The organism is Gordonia sp. UBA7860, from assembly GCF_002500165.1.
Classification (GTDB): Bacteria; Actinomycetota; Actinomycetes; order Mycobacteriales; family Mycobacteriaceae; genus Gordonia; species Gordonia sputi.
Genome location: NZ_DLSO01000065.1, coordinates 1 through 1,745 on the forward strand (window position 1 = coordinate 1; position 1,745 = coordinate 1,745).

Below are 1,745 nucleotides of genomic sequence, written 5' to 3' on the forward strand. Positions count from 1 at the left end.
GCCCGGTCAGCGCGTCGGTATCGGAATTGATCGCATCGGGTCCCAGCCTCTCGAGGAGCAACTGGCACAGAATCGGAATGACCGTGATGCCACCGAGAACCGCGAGGAGTTTCGCCACCGCGGTGACGGCGTCGATCTGCTCGGCGATGCGGAACGCGACCACTGCTGATACCCCGAACGCGACGGCGAGGTTCACCGCGAGCAGACGCACCGAGTGGAAGATGCCGATGTAGCCGCCGAGCACACCGTAGAGACCACACGCCGCGATCGCCGACATCGGGTCGGCCTCGACCACACAGGCCACCCCGATACACGCCGCCGACACGAGCACGAACACGGTCGATGCTGTCCGTGTCGGCCATCGTGGACGAATCCAGATCAGGGAGATCGCCACGCACACCGCCACGACCGTGAGTGCGCATCCGCGCTGGACCGCGCCTGTCGGACCGGCGGGACTGAACATCATCAGCACCTCGATGCCGGCGAGGAAAAGCACACCGACGGCGATCACACGCGCTGTGGCTCGCTGCCGACCTCTCGTGGCGAGGTATTCGGACAGCCACTCGTAGTGGTCGGGTCCCGACCACACGCTCTGCACACGTCGACACCCTGTCAGGACCCGATCGACGATCGTCACAGTCCCCCCTCACGTGCTGGCCGATCACTCCCCAGCCAGCAGTATCTCGCGAATCACCCCGTCCGCGAGCAGTCTGCCCCGGTCGGTCAGAACCAGACTCTCGCCCGATCGCCTCAGGAGCCCCATCTGACACTGTCGATCCGCTTCGTCGAGCTCCGCGCGCGTCAGCAGTGTCGACGGCAACCCTGCGCGGCACCGTAGCTGCAACATGACGAGTTCATTGTGCCTATCGGTCTCGGTGAGTTCTTCGGAGTCGGCCGCCGCACTGTGTCCCTCCGTGAGCTGCTGCGCATAACGCGCGGGATGCTTGACGTTCCACCACCGCACGCCGTTGACGTGCGAGTGGGCGCCGGGACCGAGACCCCACCAGTCATCGCTGCGCCAATAGCCCAGGTTGTGTCGGCATGCCGCTGCCGGCGACCGCGCCCAGTTCGACACCTCGTACCAGTCGAGACCCGCGGCGCGCAGTTGGGTGTCGAGCATGACGTAGCGATCGGCGAGTACGTCGTCGTCCGGTGCGGGGAGCTCGCCGCGCCGGATGCGTCGGGCGAGAGCCGTGCCGTCCTCGACGATGAGAGCGTAGGCAGACACGTGGTCGACCGGCGTGGCGAGCACGGCGTCGATGCTCGACTGCAGGTCATCGTCGGTCTCGCCCGGTGTGCCGTAGATCAGGTCGAGGTTGATGTGCTCGAATCCCGCCGCAGCGGCCTCACGCGCCGCGGCAGCAGCCCGCCCGGGAGTGTGCGTCCGATCGAGCGTTGCGAGTACGTGCCGTGCAGCCGACTGCATGCCCAGCGACACCCTCGTGAAACCCGCATCGAGTAATCCGTCGAAGAACTCCGGGGACGTCGATTCCGGGTTGGATTCCGTGGTGATCTCTGCGTCGACCGTCAGATCGAACCGACGCCGCACCGAGTCGAGCAGTCGCCCGAGTCCGTCGGACCCGAGCAGCGACGGTGTACCGCCGCCGACGAAGACCGTCGACACTCGCCGCGCCGACCCGAGCAGTGTTGCGGCAACATCGATTTCACGATCAACCGCCGCCTGCCACGACTCCGGAGACGACGACGATCCCAGTTCACCTGCCGTGTAGGTGTTGAAGTCGCAG

1 protein-coding gene and 1 pseudogene are annotated in these 1,745 nt (G+C 66.2%); both read right to left on the reverse strand.

What is annotated here, in order from left to right:
- Positions 1–598 (reverse strand): annotated as a pseudogene (locus B3T59_RS09100) (GGDEF domain-containing protein); the annotation flags it as partial.
- Between the two features lie 63 nt (positions 599–661).
- Positions 662–1,745 (reverse strand): radical SAM family heme chaperone HemW (gene hemW / locus B3T59_RS09105; RefSeq protein ID WP_287002057.1); only part of this gene is annotated, 1,084 nt, incomplete at its 5' end.